This window comes from Mangrovicoccus sp. HB161399 (assembly GCF_013184745.1).
Classification (GTDB): domain Bacteria; phylum Pseudomonadota; class Alphaproteobacteria; order Rhodobacterales; family Rhodobacteraceae; genus Mangrovicoccus.
Genome location: NZ_JAATVU010000008.1, coordinates 60042 through 80397, shown reverse-complemented (window position 1 = coordinate 80397; position 20356 = coordinate 60042). Strand labels below are relative to the sequence as shown.

At 70.5% G+C, this 20356-nt stretch carries 20 protein-coding genes and 1 pseudogene; 4 read left to right on the top strand and 17 right to left on the bottom strand.

Annotated elements, in window-relative coordinates; genetic code table 11:
- Nucleotides 1-104: 104 nt before the first annotated feature.
- Entirely contained in the window at nt 105-1301 is a 1197-nt protein-coding gene (locus tag HCC78_RS06450) for an MFS transporter (protein WP_172327923.1), read from the bottom strand.
- 202 nt (nt 1302-1503) lie between these two features.
- On the opposite strand from HCC78_RS06450, the gene HCC78_RS06445 reads away from it, so the two are divergent.
- On the top strand, nt 1504-2100 hold the full coding sequence (locus tag HCC78_RS06445; protein WP_172327922.1) for a TetR/AcrR family transcriptional regulator: 597 nt from the start codon (nt 1504-1506) through the stop codon (nt 2098-2100).
- A 6-nt stretch (nt 2101-2106) separates the two neighbouring features.
- On the opposite strand, the gene HCC78_RS06440 is transcribed toward HCC78_RS06445, so the two are convergent.
- From HCC78_RS06440 to HCC78_RS06410, 7 genes and pseudogenes are all read right to left on the bottom strand, one after another.
- Entirely contained in the window at nt 2107-2400 is a 294-nt protein-coding gene (locus HCC78_RS06440) for a hypothetical protein (RefSeq protein WP_172327921.1), read from the bottom strand.
- Nucleotides 2397-2630 carry a hypothetical protein gene (locus HCC78_RS06435; RefSeq protein ID WP_172327920.1) on the bottom strand — a complete coding sequence of 78 codons (234 nt, stop codon included), beginning with the start codon at nt 2628-2630 and terminating at the stop codon, nt 2397-2399. The genes HCC78_RS06440 and HCC78_RS06435 overlap by 4 nt, the downstream gene beginning before the upstream one ends.
- A 159-nt stretch (nt 2631-2789) precedes the next feature.
- A complete protein-coding gene (locus HCC78_RS06430; protein WP_172327859.1) occupies nt 2790-2966 on the bottom strand; it encodes a hypothetical protein in 177 nt (58 codons plus the stop codon).
- A gap of 65 nt (nt 2967-3031) precedes the next feature.
- Nucleotides 3032-3386: pseudogene (locus HCC78_RS06425) on the bottom strand (transposase); the annotation flags it as partial.
- 42 nt (nt 3387-3428) lie between these two features.
- Nucleotides 3429-3863, bottom strand: a complete 435-nt coding sequence (locus HCC78_RS06420; protein ID WP_172327919.1) for a serine/threonine protein kinase — start codon at nt 3861-3863, stop codon at nt 3429-3431.
- A complete protein-coding gene (locus HCC78_RS06415; protein ID WP_172327918.1) occupies nt 3836-4528 on the bottom strand; it encodes a hypothetical protein in 693 nt (230 codons plus the stop codon). The genes HCC78_RS06420 and HCC78_RS06415 overlap by 28 nt, the downstream gene beginning before the upstream one ends.
- A gap of 13 nt (nt 4529-4541) precedes the next feature.
- A complete protein-coding gene (locus HCC78_RS06410; RefSeq protein WP_172327917.1) occupies nt 4542-4994 on the bottom strand; it encodes a hypothetical protein in 453 nt (150 codons plus the stop codon).
- Between the two features lie 482 nt (nt 4995-5476).
- Between HCC78_RS06410 and HCC78_RS06405 the strand changes: the two genes are divergently transcribed.
- Nucleotides 5477-7288, top strand: coding sequence for a PhoX family phosphatase (locus HCC78_RS06405; protein ID WP_172327916.1), 1812 nt, complete (start codon nt 5477-5479; stop codon nt 7286-7288).
- 91 nt (nt 7289-7379) lie between these two features.
- Nucleotides 7380-9023, top strand: coding sequence for a hypothetical protein (locus tag HCC78_RS06400; RefSeq protein ID WP_172327915.1), 1644 nt, complete (start codon nt 7380-7382; stop codon nt 9021-9023).
- Between the two features lie 136 nt (nt 9024-9159).
- Here HCC78_RS06400 and HCC78_RS06395 read toward each other — a convergent pair whose 3' ends face one another.
- The 7 genes from HCC78_RS06395 to HCC78_RS06365 all read right to left on the bottom strand — a co-directional run bounded on the left by HCC78_RS06395 (nt 9160) and on the right by HCC78_RS06365 (nt 14074).
- Entirely contained in the window at nt 9160-9486 is a 327-nt protein-coding gene (locus tag HCC78_RS06395; RefSeq protein WP_172327914.1) for a hypothetical protein, read from the bottom strand.
- Nucleotides 9487-9488: 2 nt separating this feature from the next.
- Nucleotides 9489-10142, bottom strand: coding sequence for a hypothetical protein (locus HCC78_RS06390; RefSeq protein WP_172327913.1), 654 nt, complete (start codon nt 10140-10142; stop codon nt 9489-9491).
- 42 nt (nt 10143-10184) lie between these two features.
- A complete protein-coding gene (locus HCC78_RS06385) occupies nt 10185-10637 on the bottom strand; it encodes a hypothetical protein (protein ID WP_172327912.1) in 453 nt (150 codons plus the stop codon).
- 216 nt (nt 10638-10853) lie between these two features.
- The gene (locus HCC78_RS06380; protein ID WP_172327911.1) at nt 10854-11456 is read right to left on the bottom strand and encodes an endonuclease/exonuclease/phosphatase family protein; all 603 of its coding nucleotides are present in this window, start codon (nt 11454-11456) and stop codon (nt 10854-10856) included.
- Nucleotides 11457-11554: 98 nt separating this feature from the next.
- Nucleotides 11555-12127 (bottom strand): 5'/3'-nucleotidase SurE, encoded by a 573-nt coding sequence (locus HCC78_RS06375; protein ID WP_172327910.1) that lies wholly within the window; start codon nt 12125-12127, stop codon nt 11555-11557.
- A 48-nt stretch (nt 12128-12175) separates the two neighbouring features.
- Nucleotides 12176-12889, bottom strand: coding sequence for a 5'/3'-nucleotidase SurE (locus HCC78_RS06370; protein ID WP_172327909.1), 714 nt, complete (start codon nt 12887-12889; stop codon nt 12176-12178).
- Nucleotides 12890-12931: 42 nt separating this feature from the next.
- The gene (locus tag HCC78_RS06365) at nt 12932-14074 is read right to left on the bottom strand and encodes a 5'-nucleotidase C-terminal domain-containing protein (RefSeq protein ID WP_216671051.1); all 1143 of its coding nucleotides are present in this window, start codon (nt 14072-14074) and stop codon (nt 12932-12934) included.
- Between HCC78_RS06365 and HCC78_RS06360 the strand changes: the two genes are divergently transcribed.
- Entirely contained in the window at nt 14054-14539 is a 486-nt protein-coding gene (locus tag HCC78_RS06360; protein WP_216671050.1) for a hypothetical protein, read from the top strand. The two genes, HCC78_RS06365 and HCC78_RS06360, sit on opposite strands and share 21 nt — an antisense overlap.
- A 2000-nt stretch (nt 14540-16539) precedes the next feature.
- Here HCC78_RS06360 and HCC78_RS06355 read toward each other — a convergent pair.
- Together HCC78_RS06355 and HCC78_RS06350 are read right to left on the bottom strand one after the other, a co-directional pair.
- Nucleotides 16540-18573 (bottom strand): amidase family protein, encoded by a 2034-nt coding sequence (locus HCC78_RS06355; protein ID WP_172327906.1) that lies wholly within the window; start codon nt 18571-18573, stop codon nt 16540-16542.
- A gap of 10 nt (nt 18574-18583) precedes the next feature.
- Nucleotides 18584-20284, bottom strand: coding sequence for a GMC family oxidoreductase (locus tag HCC78_RS06350; protein WP_172327905.1), 1701 nt, complete (start codon nt 20282-20284; stop codon nt 18584-18586).
- Nucleotides 20285-20356 lie beyond the last annotated feature (72 nt).

The window sequence follows — 20356 nt, the reverse complement described above, 5'->3', positions numbered from 1 at the left end:
CCAAGGTGCCGTCCGGGACGAATTCGCGGTCCCTGCACCCGTCCGGAACCGCGTGTGCCGGATGGATGCAGGGACCGGACTTGCGCTTGGGCCGGCCCGGACGGTCAGGCTGCCAGTTGGATCGGCTCTGCCGCCGCGCCCCGGCGCGGGCGGAGCCCGGCCAGTGCGACCAGGGCCAACAGGATCAGCAGCCCGCCGGTCAGGGCGAATGTCGCCGGATAGCCCAGGGAGGTGATCAGCGGCGTCGAGGCGAAGGGCGACAGGAACTGGCCGGTGAAGACGCTGGTGGTGATGGCACCCGCGGCCAGGCCGCGCCGGTGAGCCGGCGCCACCTCGACCGCGAGGCCCAGGAAGGTCGGCATCAGCATGCCGCCGCCCGCGCCGATGAAGGCGCTGCCGACCAGCGCCAGGCCCAGCCCGGAAGCCTGCGAGAAGAGCAGGAACCCGCTGGCGAAGAACAGGAATCCCAGCGCCGGCGTTCCCGCACGGCCCAGCCGCATGCGGATCCGGGCGAAGAACAGCGAGACGATGCCGCCCGCAAGGGTCATCGAGCCCATCAGCACACCTGCCGCCTGCGGCTCGGGATGGCCCAGCGTGGCGAGGAAATAGGGTGCCTGGGTCGGCAGCAGGTAGAAGCAGACGAAGCACATGCCCGCCAGCAGCACGACCAGCGCAAGCGTGGCGATCCAGCCCGCCTCGCCGTCGGCGACGGCATGGTGCGGTCCGGCCGCGGCCTCGCCGGGACGCTTCAGCGCCAGCAGCATGACGGGCAGGTAGACCAGCGCGATCCCGTAGATCACGAACGGCCCGAGCGGAGACAGCGCCGCCAGCCATCCGGCCAGCACGAGGAAGATCAGCCCGCCGAAATTGGTCGCGGCGATCTGCAGCCCCATGAAGGCGCCGCGCGCCTGGCCGGAGAAATAGTCGCCGATCAGCGCGGTCTGGGCCGTCATGATCATCGCGACCGAGACGCCGAGCAACAGCCGGCTTGCCAGGACGTAGTGCAGAGAGGGCAGGTAGAGCCCGGCGGTGCCGGCGATGGCGAAGAGCGCCACGCCGATCAGCAGCTGCGGGCGGCGGCCGAAGCGGTCGGCCATGGCGCCCGCGAAGGGCGCAAGGATCGCCACCATCAGCGACGGCGCGGTCACCAGCAGCCGGGTCAGCAGCGCGGCATCCTCCTCGCCGGCGAAGCGCGCCTCGATGCCCGGCAGGGCGGGGCTGATCAGGCTGTTGGACAGGATCGTCAGCGAAGCGGCCAGCAGCAGCGCGATGGCCCGGGGATCCTTGATCAGGGTCAGCATGGTACGGTCTCTTGGTTGGACGGCGCCCCCGCGATGCCGCCTGCGGCGCCGGGCGTCATGCGCCGGTGCGGGGCCTTGCGGGGATGTCGGCATTGGAAAGCCCGCAGCCGGTCCAATCTGTCGGAACCGGAGCCTGCGGGCACTTGATTACATTTTCACGATTCTGTAACCCGTCGCGACCGGAGCGTCAAGGAGGAGCGAGGTGCCGAGGACAGGACTGACGCCGGAAGCGGCCCGCCAGCGCGCGCTCGACATCGCAGTCGAGCGCATCCGGACGCATGGCTTCGCCAAGCTGCGGCTGGCGGATGTCGCGCGGGACATGGGGGTCAGCCATGCCGCGCTCTACGCGCATTTCAGCAACAAGGCGGCGCTCCTGGACGCCGTCACGGGAAACTGGCTGGCCGAGGCGCGCCTGCGCATGGCGGCGGCCGGCGCGGGACCGGGACCGGCGGAGGCGCGGATCGAAGCCTGGTTCCTGGAGCGCTACCGCCTCAAGAGCGCGCGGGCGAAATCCGATCCGGAGGTGTTCTACGGCTTCATGGCAGCCACGACCGGCGACCGGCCGGTGGTCCGGGCGCATCTGGAGCTGATGACTGCCGCGCTGGCGGAGCTTCTGGCCGAGGCCGGCCTCGGCGGGCGCGACGAGGCGGAGATGCTGGAAGACTCGATGGCGGCCTTCCTGCATCCGGCGCTGATCACCTCGGGGCCGGAGCCCGGGCGCGAGGCCGCGCTGCGCCGCCATCTGAAGGTCTTCCTTGCCGGGCTGGCCGCGCTGGCGGCCGGGCCGGGATCCGCCTAGCCGCCGTCAGGGCAGGTCGCCGAGCCGCATCGGACAGACCATCGCATTGCCGTTGCCCGATCCGTCGATGTCGGCCCGCTGGTCGGTGGCGGAGTTGCGGCGGCGGCAGCGCTCCAGCTTGTCGTGCTGCGCGTTGGCGATCAGCTGCTGCTCGGAGAAGGACATGCTGATCCAGCCGCTCCGGGTGACCGCGATGATGCGCGAGCGGCAGGGCAGGTCCTCCGGGCATTCCGCCAGCAGCACCGCAACGGCCAGCGCTTCCCCCAGCAGGGCGGCCGCCGCGTCGGGGGTCCGGCTCATTGCGTCGGAGGCCGCGGCCTGCTGCGGGAATATGCTGTCCGGGGGGATCGGGCCCGTTCGGCGATCCGGGCCAGCGCGGTCTCCAGGCCGCTCGGCCGCGCCTTGTCGACCAGCAGCCGGATCGATACCGGCTTCAGGTCGGGGCGGGCGAAGTCCCGGTCGGCCACATGGCACTCGACAGCATCCGGGGCGTCCGCGCCGCGCAGCCGGCCGAGATAGGCCAGCTGCATCTTGCGCCCCGCCCCGGCGGGCGCGGCACTGTCGAAACCGGAGACCTGGGCGATGATCGCGTCCGACAGCGCCCCGGCGGCAGCGGCATGGGCGCCGGGCGTGCCGTCCCCACCGGGAAGCAGAGCGACCCCTCGTTCGGGCGCCGCGCCAGCTCCCGGTTAGGCCCCGGCATGGCCGGCCGCCCCGGCCGCCGTCTTCAGGTGCAGCACAGCGCAGGCCGCTTCGGCCCGTTCCATTGCGATCGCCGCGATTCCGGCCGGTTCCGGCCCGGTGCCGCCCGGCGGACCGTCGGCGCCGCGCGGTCCGGCATCGGTGACCAGCACGACGAACAGCATGTCATAAGGGCGCTGCTGCGCAAATGAGCTGGTGACCGCAGTTCCCCTTTCCCCGGACACACTTGTCCCAGGGCCACGGTGACCGGGATGCCAAGGGCCGTGACGCGGTTCATGACCGCCGCACGGATCTGGACCTCCGCCCCCTTGCGGCCGAAATCCCGGGACATCAGCTGCTGGCCGCGCAGCTTCGCGCAGTTCATTTTCGTTTCGACCCTGCTGCGCCGGTGGTACCCGCACCAGTTCCGCCAGAGCGCCCGACCCAGGTGCTTCGATGCCCGCAGGATCTCGTTGCGTGCCCCGGCTCCGGCCGTGTCCGGCTTCCAGGACCTCGCAGTCCGCCTCGGCGGAATGACCGCCGCCGCACCTCGGGCAGCGATGGCGTCATTGGCAGGCGCGGGTGTCATAGGCGCCGTCGGTGGTCTTGTGCGTGGTCTTCGCCGGTCTGCTCGTGGCCGCCAACTATCATGCTGGATTCGCGTCGTGAATCCCCAGCCGCATTTGCACAACAAGGCCCCTGCCATTGACCACGGCCAGCCCCGCGGCCACGTCGGCGGCGATCTCGCTGGCCATGGGATCGGGCGGGGCGCGCCCGTCGCGGCGGTGCTGGCCGATCCAGGCAGGCAGCGCCTCGCGGCCGATGAATTCCGTGACGTTGCAGGAGGTGTCGTTGCGGCGGAACAGCTCCGGCACGTGCAGCTGGTTGGGATGGGTGGGCAGCCTCTGGAGCAGGTTGGCCTTCTTGCCGAATTCCTCCAGTGCCCGGGCAAACATCTTCTTCTGGCCGCCGAGGCAGCTCAGCCCGCCGTCGGCGCGGCGCTCCGCCAGGTCGCTCCTGCCGAATCCGCCTGCGCCGAGGTTCTTCTCGACCCTCAGCCTGCCAAGTTCGGCTCCCGGCAAGGGCTGTCCCTGCATCGCGCGCACCGGGCTACTGCGCCGCGCCGCCGGGCGCGCCGGATGGATCGGGGGCACGAGAAGGCGGGACGGCGGCATCCGGCTGGCCGGATGGCGGTGCCGGCGCAGGTCCCGGTGCGGGGGGCTTCGGGCACCGGTTCGCTGCGGATGTCGCCGCGGACGCTTTCGGCGACCGGGGCCTGCCCGGCAGGGGCCTCCGCGGGAGGCGGCGGCGCGGCCGGGCGCAGGGCCAGCATCGCGCCGAAGTACGCCACCAGCGCCAGCAGCCCCAGCCCGGCCGGCTGCCGCGCCGAGGGCGTCCAGCCCAGCAGCGGTCCGGGGAACCCGCGGCGGCCGGCGCGCGTCCAGCTGCTGGCCTGCCCCGGGGCGGCCGGGTCGGGCCGGAAGAGGATGACGGTGACGTTGTCTAGGCGCGGATCGCCCCTGGCCTCGACCGCCTCGAGCACATGTTCCACCGCGGCCGCGGGTTTCAGCCGCTGCCCCTGCTGCAGCTCGGGGGGCGGCAGGGTGTCGAGCCCGTCCGAGGCGAAGACCAGCAGTCGCCCGCCACCATGCTGCAGCGGCCGCGGTCGACGAGCGCGGCGGGATCCCCGGTCATGGCCGAGCGCGCACATCGCGGCGCCTGCCCGGATGGAGGGGCTGCGGATCATGGCGGGTTCCGGTCTAGCTGCTGCCGCGGACAGTCACGGTCTTGGACTGCATGCCGGCGATGCGGGTCTGCATCGAGACGGGCGAATCCTGAGCGGCCGCGGTGCTGACGCCCGAGTCCTGCGGGACCTTCTGCAGGCCGGGCTTCGATCCGGACAGCTTGCTGTCCATCCGTTCCAAGTTGCTGTTCACCGCGCTGCGGTTCGAGCCGAACGCGGCGGCCCGGGCCTGGCAGTCCCGCTCGGACATGGCGGAGGAGGCCTGCTGGCCGCGGATCTGCTTCAGCTCGGCATTCTGCTTGGCAGTCGAAGAGTTCAGGTTGGCCTGCAGGCCGCGCAGCTTGCCGCCGGTCTCCTTTGTCTGGGCATTCCGCTCGTTCTGCCTGGCCCGGACGGAAGCGGAATTCGCGGCGGCATTGCCGATCGCGGCTTTGCGCAGCGCGTCCCCGGGGCTGCCGCAGAGCAGCACGGTAAGCCCGCCCGCGATGAAAGCCCCGGCCGCGGCGTCCTGGACGGCATTGCCGGCGACGATGCGGTTGTTCTGGGCCCGGAGCGAGCGGGTCTGGAGCCCGAGCGCCAGATCCTCTTCCGTCTTGCTTCCGGAAGACCCGGCCGGGGCCTGTCTTCGCAGGCAGCCAGGGAAAGGACAGCGACCGGGACGGTCGACAAGCGGGGAAGGGTTCTGATCGAAGCAGCCTCCTGAAATGAATCATTCGAATTTGAAGTGGTCTGAAAGAGCTGTCGTCAAAAGGTTTGCAGAACTTCTGCACACAAAATGAACGGCCCGTCTTCCTCCCGCGCCAGGGCTGCGCCGGACCAGGCCGCGGGCGGCCGGGGAGGGGGCGGCGCGGGGGGAGCGGACGGAAAATGCAGTTCACGAAATGCTGAGCGTCACAAAAGCGTCTTGTCGCGGGCGTAGCGAAGTTCCGGTCTCAACCTGAGGAACCAGCCATGACCCTTCGTAGCCAGCTCCTGCGCATGACCGCGCTCGCCCTGATCCCCTTTGCCGCCCATGCCGGCGACATCCAGTTCAAGGGAATTCCCTACGCTTCCGACGATGCCGCCAAGCGCCAGGTCATCGCCGCCGAGTCGGTCACCATCGACGGCACCGACTACCCGATCGCCTATCACGTGCTGGCCCGCTCGGGCGACAGGATCGGCACCGGCACCTTCGCCGCGCTCACCGGCCGGGACGGCAAGGTCGTGACCTCAGCTGACGGCTCCGAGCACATCTCGGCCGACGCCGACTTTACCTCGCTGATCCCGAAGGGCGGCAAGCTCTACTCGGTCACCCATTTCGAATCCCGGCCCGGCGCGATGTATGTCAGCGAGCTCGCGCAGGATGCCGACGGCCACCTCACGGCGGTCTCGACCAAGCCGGTCGACTTTTCGGCCTTCGGCGGCCTCTGGGTGCCCTGCGCCGGGTCTGTGACCCCTTGGGAGACGCATCTGGGCGGCGAGGAGTACCCGGCCGACGCCCGCGCGCTCGAGGCCGCGGCCTCGCTTGACGACATCGACGACTACGATTTCCCGATGGCGCGCTACGAGGGGCTCGATCCGTCGGCCATGACGCTCGACGAGTTCCGCGCCGCCTACAATCCCTACCGCTACGGCTACCCGACCGAGATCGCGATCTCGGACGAGGGCGATGCCACCGCGTCGAAGCATTTCTCGATGGGCCGCGTCGCGGTCGAGCTGGCCAATGTCATGCCCGACGGCAAGACCGCCTACATTTCCGATGACGGCACCAATGTCGGCCTCTTCCGCTTCGTCGCCGACACCGCGGGCGACCTCTCGGCCGGAACGCTCTATGCCGCCAAATGGGTGCAGACCTCGGCCGAAGGCGCCGGCGCCGCCGATCTGGACTGGGTCGATCTGGGCCATGCCGACGACGCCTCCATCCAGGCGGCGATCGAGAAGGGCACCAAGTTCTCCGACATCTTCGAGACTGCCGAGTTCAATGCCGGCGGCACCTGCCCCGAGGGCTTCCTGAGCTCCAACGCCGAAGGCGCCGCCGAGTGCCTGAAGGTCAAGCCGGGCATGGAAGCCGTGGCCTCGCGCCTCGAAACCCGCCGCTTCGCCTCGATGATGGGCGCGACCACCGAGTTCCGCAAGATGGAGGGCTCGACCTACAACCCCGACAAGCACGTGCTCTACCTGTCGATGTCCGAAGTCTCCAACGGCATGGAGAGCGGCGCGAAGGACAACAAGTACGATCGGGGCGGCCGAAACGACATCCAGCTGTCCAAGAACAGCTGCGGCGCGGTCTACGAGCTGGGTCTCGACGACAGCTTCGCCGCGACCACGATGAAGGGCCTGGTCGCGGGCAAGCCGCTGACCGACGAACAGACAGCTGCCGCCGCCGACCCGTCCTGCGATCCCACACACAACATGTGCGGTGCCGCGGCCGAGGTGAACACCTGCGATATCGACGGCATCGCCAATCCCGACAACATCACCTACCTGCCGGGCTACGGCACGCTGGTGATCGGCGAGGATACCGGTTCGGGCCACCAGAACGACGCCATCTGGGCGATGAATGTCGGCACCGGCGAGCTGACCCGCATCTTCTCGACCCCCTACGGGTCCGAGACGACCTCGCCCTACTGGTATCCGGACATCAACGGCCACGGCTACCTGATGGCCGTCGTTCAGCATCCCTACGGCGAGTCCGACGAGGACAAGCTGGCCGATGCCGCGGATGCCCGCGCCTATGTCGGCTATATCGGCCCGTTCCCGCCGCTGGCCCAGGCGGGCAACTGATCCCACGCAAGCGGATCGGCGACGCGATGCTGCGGAGGTCCGGGCCCGTCCCGGGCCTCCGTGTCCTTTTCCCCTGCCTTCCGGAGATGCCATGTTCCGTCCGACTGTCCTGTCGCTCCTGGCCCTCGGCGCGTCGCTCGCTCCCGCGCTTGCCGCGGACCTGAGGGCGGCGATCCCGCGGAACCAGACCGCCTATATCCCGCCGCAATGCTACACCAGGACGATCGACGATGCGGACGGGGCGCATAACCCCTGCCAGACCTGCCACACCTATCCGCGCCGCCCGAATTACGTGGTCGATGCCGACCTGCAGCAAAGCTATGCGATGCCCGGCCCGGCGCTGGCCAATCCCTGGACCAACCTCTTCGTGGACCGCCGCGCCGCGGTGGCGGCAACCGACCCGGCCGAGATCGATGCATGGGTGCGGCAGGACAACTACCGCGGCCCGGACGGCCGCCCGGCGCTGGCCGGAAAGCTGGCAGAGCTTCCCGCCGCATGGGACGTGGACGGCGACGGCAGATGGTCGGGCTATGTCCCGGATGCGGGCTTCGATTTCGACGCGGACGGGTTCGACCGCATGCCGGACGGCCGGCCGACCGGCTGGCGCGCCTTCGCCTACCAGCCGCTGCCGGGCACGTTCTGGCCGGTGAACGGCTCGGGCGACGACGTGCTGATCCGCCTGCCCGAAGCCTATCGCCAGCGCGCAGACGGCACGCCTGACAGGGAGGTCTACAAGGTCAACCTCGCCATCGCCGAGGCGCTGATCCGCCGTGCGGGCGTGGCCATCGCGCCCGCGGACGAGGCGGCGATGGGCGCCGATCTCGACCGCGACGGCGTGCTGGGCACGGCGGACCATGTCGCCTACGCCTTCGATCCGAGGAACGGCGTGACGATGCACTGGGCGGGGCGGGCAGGGGCAGAGGACGCGCCGCTGGCGGCCGGGCTCTATCCGCTCGGCACCGAGTTCCTGCATTCGGTGCGCTATCTCGATCCGCAGCCCGGCGGCGTGACGCTGGCGCCGCGGATGAAGGAGCTGCGCTACATGCGCAAGACCCGCTGGCAGACATATGCCGATCTGGAGGAATCCGCGCTGGCCGAGAAGAAGGAGGACGCCGACTTCCCCGACCGCACCAAGCAGTTCCTGGGCAATGCCGAGACCGGCATCCCGAACGGCACCGGCTGGCGGCTGCAGGGCTTCATCGAGGACGCGCAGGGCCGCCTGAGGCCGCAGAGCTTCGAGGAGACCGCCTTCTGCATGGGCTGCCACGGCTCGATCGGGGCGACGGACGACTCCACCTTCGCCTTCCCGCGCAAGCTTCCGGCCGATGCCTTCCGGGGCGGCTGGTACCATTGGGACCAGAAGGGGCTCGGCGGGCTGCCGGATCTGGTGCGCGCCGATGGCGAGGGCGACTACGCGCATTACCTGCGCACCAACGGCGCGGGCGACGAATTCCGCGCCAACGAGGCGCTGATCCGCAGCTGGCTGGAGGATGGCGATTTGCCGGACGGGCGGGCCGATGCGCTCCGGGAGGATGTCGCGCCGCTGATCCGCCCGGATGCGGAACGCGCCCGCGCGCTCAACGCCGCCTACCGGATGATCGTGCGGGAGCAGAGCTTCGATCTGGGCCGCGACGCGACGCTGGCGCCGCTCGACGCCACGGTCTGGCGGAAGGTGGACCAGGACCAGCCCACCGGCATCGGAACGCCGCAGCAGCCCTGGTATCCGCGCCGCTGAACCGGCTGCCGTCCCGCCCCGCCGCAGCGGGCCTTGCGTTTCCGGGGACCCGCGCCCGGCCGGGCGCGGGCGGGGACAGGTCAGGCGATCCCGTCGAACTGGGACACGCCGCCGAAGCCCAGCGGGTTTTCCAGGATCAGGGCGATGTCCCCGAGCCCCAGATCGACCGTCTCGCCGGTCTGGATGTTGGCCTTGGCATGGCCCGTTCCGGGGGCGAAGACCAGCTCGTCGACGACCCCCTCGTCGCCGCGGCAGAGCCCGGCGAACGCGCCCCGGCCGCGGCCAGCAGCGCGCCGGTCGCGCCGTCATGGGTGGCGATGCCGGTTTCCGTTTCGAAGACCAGCTCGCCGCCGCCGCCCAAGACCAGATTGCCTGCGGCCACCTTCATGCCCTGTCCGCCGCAATCGGCCACCTTCATGCCCCCGGCATCCAGCGCGACGGTGCGGCCGATGCCGGTTTCCACGATCAGGTCCGTCTTGCCGCCGCCATCGGCATCCGCGAGCCCGAGCGCCGCGGCGCCCGTGCCGCGCCGAAACCGTGGCCCTTGCCGCCGGCAAGGTCGAGCCGGACCAGCGTGCCGTCCGGGCGGATCGCCAGGATGTCATCCATCCCGCCGCCGTTCATGTCGGCGGTGGCGAACATGCGGTGGCCCGCGCGCAGGAGTCCGCCGATTTTCGCGCCGGTCGTGCCGTCGGCGAGGAAGCAGTTGCCGTTCGCCGTCCGCATCAGCTGCTTCGGCACCCCGTCGCCGTTGCTGTCGAGCGTGGAGACGAACCCGTTCGCCCTGTGGCCGAGGATGGTCCAGTTTCCGCCGACGGAGAACGCGTTCAGCCAGCCATCGGCACCGTTCCGCGCCAGCAGGTCCTTCGCCCCGTCGCCGTCCAGGCCGGAAATGGCGAGGATCGAGAAATCCGCCCGGCCGAAGCCCGCGGCGATCTCGCCGGTCCCGCTGTCGGCGAAGTACTTCTTTCCGTCTTCCGCTTCCGCGAGGATCGGCGTGTGCTCCACCGCCGCGCCTTCGCCCGGGACCAGCTTCAGGTCGGCCCTGACCATGCGGTGGTCCGAGGTCGGATAGCTGGTGACGGCCGCATAGTCCGCCCCGTCGGAAGGCCAGGCCACCTTGCCGCCGACATGGTCGATGCCGTTTGCCGACGGCAGGACTTAGTCGGCCCGCAGGTTGCCCGGCTCCGCACCCGCCGACGGATCGGACGGGTTGCAGCCAAAATCGGCGGTGTCGAAACCCGGGTTGCCCTCGTGGTCGGCATTGGCGCCGCCCAGGTTGCCGGGGCTGTCCTCGCCGTCCGGGGTGATCTCCGCATCGGTGGCCGAGGCGGTCAGCAGCGGGCTTTCCAGAAGCTGGCCGATCGCGCCGCCGCGGCTGTCGCCGTCCAGCGGATCGGCATTGCAGTCGCCGAGGATGACATGGCGCGCCTCTGCGCCGAACCCGCCATAGCTGCCCGCGTCGTCGCAGATGTAGTCCGTGCCCTCGATGCAATCCGCCCAGAAGCGGATTTCGTCATGGTTGCGCTTGCCGTTTCGGTCCTCGTCGCCGTCGAAGGCCGGCGGGGTCGGATGGGCGGCGAGAATGTGGACGATCTGGCCGTCGATCTCCACCGGAACGTCGACGTGGGTCTTGGAACTGAGGCGCAGGACGGCGGCCTCTTCCTACGAATGGTAGGACCCTTCCGGATCGACCGGATCCCACAGCGTCTGTCCGTCCGCGAAGCGCTCGGTCAGCATGCTGCCGGGCATGCCGGACCAAAGGAAGTCCCGGAAGCTGCGGATGCCTTCCTCGATGATCGGGTGCCGGCTGAGGATGTCGAAGCAGTACTACCCCTCGAAGGCGTCGTAGCCATAGGCGTCATCCGCCGTGCCGAAGCTGCCGTCATGGTTGAGGTCGAAGCCGCTGTCGATGCCGACATTGGAAGGCGCGGCATAGACATAGGGGTAGCCGATCGGCGCCGCGCCGTTCTGGCCGCCATTCAGGTAGTTCTGCAGGAGCAGGTCGACGCCCTGGCCTTCGGCATCGTGGTCGAACTCGTTGAGCAGGACGATCACGGGACGCTCGGTCTGGATGATCTGGGCGACATTCTGCGCCTGCGGGTCGTTGCCGGTGGCCAGGTCCTCGATCAGCCCGCCTTCGGCCGAGCGGTTCGTCGAGACGTTGCAGGTCGCCACGCGGGCCGTGCCCTCGTCGAACTCGCCCGGCTCCATGCCCAGGAGGCCGCCGATCTCGTCCTTGGTCCTGCCATCCGCACCGTAATTCGCGTCGAGACCGGTGATGGCGACCGCGCCGCCCGCCGGCGCCTCGCCCTCGAACGCCGCATCCGACGACGACAGCCCGGCCTCGCGGGTGAATCCGTAGCCGCCGTCGCAGAGCTCGTCCACGACCAGCCGCGACTCCGAAGCCTGGTCGTTCTCGGTTAAGACCACGTCCGATGCGAAGGAGGCGCCGTCGGGGATGTTGACCGACAGGCCGATCCCGTCGGGCAGGAGGCCGTCCCCGCCATGGGCCAGCGCGAGGTCGTTGATCAGGTCGAGCGCGAACTCCGAGGCGAAGCCGGCGCCGTCGCTGCTTTCGGCCGCGACCGAGATGATGCCGGTGCCGAGCCCGTCAGCACCGACTGGATCGCCCCGGCCGTGCCGGAATGGCGCAGGTCGGACCCCGTGAGCAGCCCGTCATTGATGCCCGAGACCACCAGATCCGGCGCGTCCCCGCCTGTCATCAGCGCGCCGAGCGCAGTGCCGATCACCGAAGACGGTGTCGCATCGGCGAACCAGCCTTCCGAGTATCCGGTGATCATGAAGCTCGACAGGGTCAGCCCGGTGCCCGCGCCCTCCTGGCTGATCATCGGCGCGACGACGGCGACCTCGTGCCTGGCAGCGACCAGCGCCTCGTAGAGCGCTGCGGTCCCGGCCGATCTGACGCCGTCGTCATTGGTCGGGACGATCTTCAGCGGCGGGACGTTCGCCATGCCGCGCAATTCCTGAAGCTGGTTCGACGCGTGGCAGGCGGTCTCCAGCGCGTCGCGCGTGTCTTCGTCCGCGGTCCAGTTGCCGTCGAGCGCCGAAACCGTGAGGTAGTTCTGCAGGAAAATGGACACTTCGGAGGTGGCGTCCCCAGTTGCGGTGCCTGCCGTGGCGGCCAGCCCTTAGGTCGCCGGGTTGCCGGGCACGTATTCCTGCACGCCCAGCACAAAGGGCGCTTCCGCGGTGACCTCGGCATAGGCCGCGCCTGCCGGATCGGCAGAGGGCACGTTGACCGTCAGGCCGGTGCCCGCGGGCAGCAGGGTCTCGCCCTCCCGTGCTTCCATCAGGTCGGCGATCAGCCCGGTGGCATGGCTGCCCGCGCGCTCGTACGCGCCGCCGTAGCTGCCGTCGACGCTGCTTCCGGCCGAGAAGGCAATGGTGGGGATCCCGCGCGAAATCGCCTCGACCGCGGCGCCCAGCGTGCCGGAGATGTTGGCGAAGGCGCCGACATTCTCGCCCTCGTTGGTGCCCGAGATCACCAGGTCGATCTGCTCGCCCGCGAAGATTCCGACGAGCGCAGCCATGACGGCGGTGGTCGGCGTGCCGTCGACCCGCCACTTGCCGTCCCCGCATTCCAGGATGCCGATTTCCGACAGCAGCGCATCGGTGCCGCCCAGCGTCGAGCCGCCGCCGGAATTCTGCCCCTTCAGCGCCACCAGATAGACCGTGTGGCCCGCCCCGGTCAGCGCCTCGTACATGACGTTGATGCCCTCGGCCGCGTAGCCGTCATCGTTGGTCAAGAGGTTCGTCTGGCCGTTCTTGCCCGAGGTGTCGTGGAAGGACGTGTCGATCGCGCGGTAGCCGAGGTTCTGGATGCGGGTCTCGAGCTCCGGCACGGTGTCGGCCGCGTCGAAAGTATAGCTGTCCTCGTCCGTGCCTCATCCGGCAAGGAGGTGGTCGGCCAGGGCGTCCTGTTCGCGGCCCGCGCCGAAGCTGTCCACCGCGTCATGGGCGGCCGCGGGATCGAGGTCGTAGCGATTGACCATGTCGGGGTTCGACAGGTTGCCGAATGGATAGCCGTCGCCGCCGCCTGCGAGATAGTCCAGCGTCACCGCGCGGAAGCTCATGTCGCCATTGTCGACGATTTCGCCGTCGCGGACGATCTCATGCAGCACCTCGCCGCCGTCTCCGACGATCACCGCGTTCTGCACGCGGCTGCCCGGCGCGGCATCGCGATCGAAGCTGAAGCGCCGCCCGCCGAACTGGCCGAAGCTGCCGGCACCAGCCTCCTGCGTGAAGGGGTCGTTCGACCCGGCATGCTCGATCACTGCGGCGAGTTCCGCGGTGGTCAGGCTGACCAGCGTCAGTCCGTTGTCGAAGGCCGGCACGTTGCCGATGTCGTTCGCGCTGATGGCGCCCCCGGGCTTGGGGCCGGGGACTTCCTCGTTCGGCAGGCGCGAGACTCCGCCAGCGGAGCCGCCCAGCACGACCGTCCGGCCGATCAAGGCGCCGATGCCGCCCCCATTCCTGATCGAGACCGGCACGGTGTCGTCGTAGCCCTGCGCATAGGCCAGGTTCACGTCCGCCGTGAGGTTGCCCAGGTTGGTTTCCTGCGTGCGCACGCCGTCGGTGCCGCCGCCGGTGCGGTTGCCGTCCAGGAACACGGTCGCGGCGGCGAACCGTTCGCTTTCGCCCTGGACGATCACGTCGCGGATGGCTTGCGCGATGGCGACGATCTCCGGGTCTTCCATGCCGGTGGCGCCGAGCGCGGCGACATTGGCGTCATCGGCGGCATAGGCGCCCGAGATTGCCGCGTCGTAGCTGCCGGGGATGATGTTGCCGTTCGCGTCGAAATCGATGACGAGGCGGCCGGCATGCTTGTACTGGCAGTCGGCGTTCGCCACCGCGACCGGCAGCCCGTCCGCATCGGTGGCGAAACAGGGATATTCGCCCTGGGCCGCGCCGCCCTGGTCGCCGGTGTCATCCCCGTCGAAAAGCCGCGTGCGCGAGCCGCCCGCGACAATGATGTCGACGCCGGACAGGCGCGCCGCCAGCGCCTCTTGGATGCGGATGTCCTGCATCTGTGCCAGCAGGACGACCTTGCCGGGATCCGGGTTCGCGGCCAGCAGCGCGTCGAGGCTTCTGCGGTCGGCGAGCCGTCGAAATCCGCCGGAGTGACGACAGTATCGTCCGGGGGGCTGGAGATCACCGGCAGCGTCGGCGTGGTCGCCGCGACGACGCCGATCCGGGTGCCGTTTTCGGTCGAGACCACGGTGCTGCCCGCGATCTGGCCCGCAATATCCACGACGGCCTGCCCGTCCGCGGCGACGAGGCCCGAGAGCGAGGGGTCGGCGGAAAGCTCGATATTGCCCGAAAGATACGGTAAGGCGGCGGCATCGAAGGCGGCCGTGCCGTCGTCGGCCAGGCCCCGCAGGATGTTCGCGATGGCCGTGTTGCCCTTGTCGAATTCGTGGTTGCCGAAGGCGATGGCCTGCACGCCCAGCAGGTTCTGGATCAGCAGTTCCGCCGCGCCGCCCTGTCCGTAGACCGTCTCGGAGGCATCGTAGAACAGGCCCGGGATCCAGGCATCGCCGGAGCTGAGGAACAGCGTCTCGCCGTCGCCGTCCGCCCCGTCGCCGTCGGCATCCCCGGCCATCAGTTAGTTCGGGACGGCGGAGAAGCTCGGGATCGTGCCGACGGAATTGGCGTTGGCCTCCGGGTCGGAGACGTGGAAGAGCCGGAGCGTGAAGGCGGCTTCCGTCCCGAAGGACAGGGTCTCTGAGGTCTCGGCTGCATGACGTCCCCCCAGGGCGTGCAAGATCGGGATATGTGCGCGCCCGTCATGGAACCGGAACGTAAAGTCCGTCTGACGGAGATGTTACGGTTTGGTGGCCCGCCGGGCGGCGGGGCCAGCGTGAACGCCACTCTCCGCGCCGTAGCACGTTCGGCCCGCGCCGCCGGGGAAGGCGCAGCTCCGCCCGCCGATGCCGGGCCCGTCCGGATGCGCGCCGCGGCCCTGTCCGGGCTATGAGTCCTGACCCTAGGATGCGGGCGCGGGGGCAGAAGGCGCCGGTCCGTGCCTCTGCGGAGAGCCGGGCTTCGGCGAAGGGATGGGCCTCGGCGGAGCGCATGCGATCGCCCGCGCGCTTGACCGCCGCCCGGCCGGTGCGGCCGAGATCGAGAAGCGCGTGGCTCCCCGGCCGGTCCCGGGCAATGTTTGGCGCCGCAGCAGGGCAGGTTGACCGCGAGGTCGGCCATGCGGAACTGGCAGCGGCATCGGGCGGCAGGACGGCACTGGCTTTCCAGCGCCTGCCCCTTCCCGATCGCATCGGGCATAGGGTCATTTCCGGTCCCGTAGCCGGTATTGGACTGCACACGCGACGCCTGCTCGGGCCTGTGCCCTGCGAAGGCTTGAGGCATCCGCGCGGCGGTGCCGGGCAACAGGGAAAGCCCGCCTGGCGGACAGCATGCAAACGGCAGCCAATCTTGGGAATGTCATGGATATCCGGCGCGCGCCCTAATGGCGGGTGCGGATGACGGCGCGAACCTCTCTGCGCGGTGCGCAGCGGAAATGGGAGAATTCCGGACGGGCCGGACCTCCTCCGGCAGCATGTCGCAGCAGGACCGGCAGAGGCAGGCCGTTGCAGCTGTCGCTCCGAGCAGCGGCGTCTTCTCTGGCCTCATCGCAACCTTGCCGCCGAAGGCCCCCTGGCCAATCCGGCCGATGCCGGGTGGCAGCGGGTCGCCCTCCTTTGCGCGGGGCGTCGGTGGGGCCACTGCCTAGCCGATGCCTGCAGGAAGGCCGCGGCCGCAGCCCTCCGGCAGGTTGTGATGGCCCATGGCAGCGGGTCCGCGAGTGCGTCCATGGCCGGTCGGGACGGGTTGCCGGGCACGATCCACGCCATGCGTGCCTTGGCCAGGAAGGCGCCGGCCAATCCAGCCCTGCCGCTGCCGCTGACACGTGCGCGCACCGGAGGGCGGGACCCTTGCTCATGGACCCGCTCGCGCAGGCCTTGCCGTCGAACCGGCCGACGGTCGGCGGGGAAGCCGCGCATCGCAGGATCCTGCGACCTGGCCACGGTGGAGACGGCATCGGCGATCTTCAGCATGGCGAACCTATCCGGGATGGCGCCCGGCGCGCGGCTGATCGCGGTCTGGACCAAAGTCGCGCAGTCCGGCAGTCCGGTCCAACAATTCCTGATGTCCCGAAAGAGCGGGCGCAGATCACCGGTCTCGGACGTTTTCCGCCGGGTGGCCCGGAGGCACGATCAGCTTCGTCTTGCCGGATATCATTTGCGAGGGCCCTGACATGACGATGCCTTGCCCGTCGGAGCTTGCCGCTTGCAGGTCCCTGCGACCGGCAGCTCAAATGTTCCTGTCCTTTGATCCTGGCGGCGGGGGAGGGTCCGGGAGGGGGGATCTGCCCCCGCCCGGCCTTGCCGGGTCCCAGGCGGTCCGGCGGCCCGCATGCGCCGCGGACTCCTCCTGCGCGGAGGCAGTGGAGGCGGGGCCTGCCAGGCGGGACGCGTTCCCGGCCTGCCGGGGCTCAGGCACCGCCCGGACCCGCGGCATCCCCGAAGCGCAGGTCGGCCAGCTCCGCCGCGGCCGCGCCGCCGGCGCCGCGGGCGAGGACCAGAAGGAGCGCGCGGAATCGGCCGGAGCGGTCGCCGCGGGACAGCACCGTCCGGAACGTCCCGTCCGCCTCGACGGCAATCTCGTGCCCGTCGAGGCGCAGCACCGGGCGGAGCGCTGCGTCTCCCTGCCGGGCCGTCGCGCGGCCCTCGACCAGCACGCTGCCATCGGATCGCAGCAGCGCATGGGCGTCGAGGCGGAGGATGACGGGCCCAGCCGCAGCGGCGGGCGGGGCGGCCGGACGGATCCAGGTCAGGGGCGGCGCCATCGGCGGGCGCGGCAGCGGCGGGGCGGCCGCCTCGACGGCCGCCGCGGCGGCCAGCAGCGCATGGTCCGACCAGCCGGGGCCGCATACGGTCAGGTTGGCCGGCAGCCCGGTATCTTCCATCACCCCCATCGGCACCGAGACCGACGGGATCCCGAGATGCCGCATGACGTGGTTCATGTTCGAGAAGACGGTGCCGTTGGTCCAGGCCTGGTCCGACGAGGCCGGATCGGCCTCCGCATCCGCCCGCGAGACATCGCAATTCGCCGGGAAGGCGACGAGGTCGAGCCCCTCCCGCGCCATCCAGTCCTCGAAAAGCTCGCGCCGGGCCCGTTCCAGCCCCTGCATGATCCCGGCAAGCTGCGGAAACTCCTCCAGCGGACGGCCGGGACTGGCCGCGGCGAAGGCGCAGATTGCGGCATAGTCGAAGGCGTCGCGTCCCTCATGGGCGGCGCTGCGGCGGCGGGTGTCCACGGCTTCGGGCGGGTCCGGATGGATCATCGCGGGCGGTGTCCCGGCCAGGCGCGCGCCGTCCGGATCGCCGTTCAGCCGCAGGAATTCGGTCCACCCGCTGGCGACCAGACCGCCGATCTCGGCCGCGTCCCAATCGGCGGGAAGGTAGCCGTTCGACACGGCCGTGCCCGCGCCGTCTCGGTCGCCCTCGTACTCGGAGACCGCCGGGAAATCGACATCGGCAAGCTCGGCGCCGAGCGCGCGCAGCCGCGCCTCGGTCTCCTCCCAGAGCCGGGCGATGGAGGGGCGCAGCGGGGTCGGGCGGCGCAGCCCGGCATCGCGGCCGGCATACATGCGCGGGATGCCGATGCGCTTGCCCTCCAGCGGGCGGCCGCTGCAGGGCGCCGCCGGATCAACGGGCCAGGCGGCCGCCGGCCCGGGCAGGGCGACATGGGACTGTGCCCGCCACAGGTCGCCTTCCGTCTCCGGGTCGGGGCGGATCAGCTCGCGGATGGCCAGCGCCAGGTCGGCGGTGCCGCGGGCATAGGGCACGACCACGTCGCGCAGCGCGAAGAGCGGCCAGTTCCCGCGGATCGGCACCACTCCGCGCGACGGCGTGTAGGCGGCCAGCCCGTTGTTCGAGGCGGGCGAGCGCCCCGAGGACACGGTTTCCTCGGCCAGCGCGAGCGGGGCGAAGCCCGCGGCCACCGCCACGCCAGAGCCGATCGAGGAGCCCGAATGCCAGGCGGCCGCCAGCCAGTCCGGGTTCCAGGGGCTCAGCGTGCGCCCGTAGAGCCCGCGCTGCCCGCCGCCGATCGCCATGGGCGGCATGTTGGTCTTGCCGAGGATCACCGCGCCCGCCTCGCGCAGCCGCGCGACCGAGGCGGCATCGTCCGAGGCGATCAGCCCGGCGAATGCGGGCGAGCCCGCGGCGACGGTCAGACCCTTGACCTTGAAGCTGTCCTTGACCACCACGGGAATGCCGTGGAGCGGTCCGCGGACCCGGTCGGCGCGGCGCTCGGCATCCAGTTTCGCCGCGTCCTCCAGCGCCTGCGGGTTCAGCACCGGCACCGCGTTCAGCCCGGGACCCGCGCGGTCGAAAGCGGCGATGCGGTTGAGGCAGAGCGCGGCCAGCTCCACCGCGGTCAGCCGGCCGTCGGCCATCATCGCGGCGAGCCCGGCAATGTCCCGGCCGAGAATGTCCATGTCGAGGGGTGCGGACGGTTCCATCCGGGCGGCCTCAGGCAAGGGCCCTGTGGGCATCGGCGATCTTCTCGGCCATCATGATCGTCGGCACATTGGTGTTGGCGCAGGGGATGGTCGGCATCAGCGAGGCGTCGCAGACATAGAGCCCCTCGGTGCCGCGCACCTTGCCCATCCCGTCGGTCACCGCCATCGCGTCGCCCGCCGGTCCCATCCGGCAGGTGCCCGAGGGATGCCAGACGCCGCCGACGGTTTCGCCGATATAGGCCTCGAGCGCCGCGCGGTCCGCGGCCAGCTCGGCCGGATCGGCATGGTTCGCCAGCAGGTAGGGAAAGGCCCTGTCGCGCAGCGGTCCCAGCAGGTCGAGGCCGAGCGCCGCGGCGCGGGTCGCCAGCCCGTTGCGCGCGGTGGGGGCGGCATACTTGCGGCCCTGCTCGGACATGCCGCCGGCATAGATGCCGGTCACCACGCGGGCCAGCTTGGGATCCGAGGCCAGCAGCACCGCGCGCTCGAATGCATCTGCCAGCCGCGTCAGGTCGCGCCGGTCCGAGAGCATGCGGAAATCGATCCGCGGGAAGCCGCCCGGATCGGCGGGGTCCAGCATCAGCTGGCCGCGGGAATAGCTCTTGTTCACCCAGAAGAAGATCGAGGCCAGCTGATGCCCGACCGCGTGCCAGGCGGCGCGGGTGACGTAGTTCATGTGCATGTCGCCCTCCGGCGCGCCCGGGATGCCCGATGAGAAGCGCACGCCGATCGGGATGTGGTAGTCGAGCCGCTTCTGCCTTGCATGCGGCCTCAGATGGGCGACGAGCCCGGCCGAGGGGTGTTCCATCAGGTTCTGGCCGACGCCCGGCAGATCCACCAGCGGCGCAATCCCGCAATCGGCCAGATGCGCCGCAGGTCCGATGCCCGCGCGCATCAGGATGGCCGGGCTCGCCAGCGCCCCGGCCGAGAGGATCACCCGGCCCGCCGCCACGGTCTCGCCGGTGCCGAGCGTCAGCCCGGTGACGCGGCAGCCGTCGAAGGTCAGCCCGGCGACGGTTGCGCCGGTGCGGATGGACAGGTTCGGCCTGGCGCGGACGCTGTCGCCGAGCCAGGCCCAGGCGGTGGTCACGCGCTCCTTGTTCTCGTCCATGTTCACCGCCATCTCGAAGGCGCCGTCCTGCCAGGCGCCGTTCTGGTCGGGCAGGAAGGGGATGCCGCGGTCGGCGGTCATCTCCAGCATGGTGTCGATGAAGGGCGTCCAGATCTCGCGCCCGCGGCGGCGGATCGGAAAGGGACCGTCCTTGCCGTGCAGCTCGCCGCCGATGTCGAGATCGCGCTCTAGCTTGCGGAAATAGGGCAGGCAGTCGCCGAAGCTCCAGCCCTCCAGCCCCATCGCTGCCCATTCGTCGTAATCCGAGGGCGCGCCGCGGTTGGCGCCGACGCCGTTGATCGCCGAGCCGCCGCCCAGAACGCGGGCCTGCTCGTAATTTGCGGCGCGGGCCTCGGGGCGGTTGGAGCCGGACCAGGGATAGGTCGCGCGCAGCCCGCGCCAGGTATAGGCGGGGTTGGAATAGGCCTTGCCCGGATAGGCGGCGGCCAGCGCCGGATGGTCCTCGCGCCGCGCGTCGCCGCCCGCCTCGATCAGCAGCACCCGGCAGCGGCTGTCCTCGCTGATCCGGGAGGCCAGCACGCAGCCCGCCGATCCGCCGCCCACGATCACCACATCCGCCCCGATGGCCTCGCCCGTGCCCATGTCATGTCTCCGCGATGGTGTTTCCCCATCCGTGGGAAGGCGGTTGACCGGTGTCAATAATTGTTCGAAACT